This window comes from Robertkochia sediminum, from assembly GCF_016786255.1.
Taxonomy (GTDB): Bacteria; Bacteroidota; Bacteroidia; order Flavobacteriales; family Flavobacteriaceae; genus Robertkochia; species Robertkochia sediminum.
Map to the genome: position 1 here is coordinate 1 of NZ_JADMKT010000039.1, position 650 is coordinate 650.

The following is a 650-nucleotide window of genomic DNA, read 5'->3' on the forward strand; positions in this document are numbered from 1 at the left end:
TATGATGCAAATCACCATAAAACAAAAACAGCAAGCTCAAAAGAACTTGCTGCGCAGGATAGTTATTAACCGAGATTAATACTTCCTATATTTTTGGTAAATATACTTGTTTTATAACACAGTACCTATGGCTCGTGGCGGGCGGTTTGATTTATGTGTCCGATGGAAACGAATAGCCTGGTTGGGTTTATGAATATTTTTTCTTTTTTAGAAGTACTACACTTGCCATGAGCTATAGCCGATGTTACCTACAGTTGTTTTTTTCTTTTCCTTACTTTTTTACTTTACTTGTCATTATTCAATTCCATAAACACGTTCAAAATTTGAATAAACGCTTTCATTCAGATTTCTTTTGATCCTTCATTCTACTTTCACGAATTCGGAATAGCATACCTAAAATTATAGAACTATTTGCTACCATACGAAGCCAAAACGCTAAATCCATTTCATCTGAAATGAAAATTAGATCCAGAATTATTAAGATCAAACAAACGGTGATTAATATGAATGGTAGGTGTTCTTTTTTCATCAAGTTAGTTTTTATCAATTGTAGGTAACGACCGGGCTAGGCACCGTGCCTGAACCCGTTCTATGATGGTTTAGGTTTTACTTAGTTCGTTTCGCATCCCTTAAGGAATCCCCAGACCCTA

Annotated in this window: 1 protein-coding gene; it reads right to left on the reverse strand. The window is 35.1% G+C overall.

Going from position 1 to position 650, the window contains the following annotated elements; all coding sequences use genetic code 11:
- Positions 1 to 337: 337 nt before the first annotated feature.
- A complete protein-coding gene (locus IS446_RS00165) occupies positions 338 to 529 on the reverse strand; it encodes a hypothetical protein (RefSeq protein ID WP_203057147.1) in 192 nt (63 codons plus the stop codon).
- Positions 530 to 650: the final 121 nt, after the last annotated feature.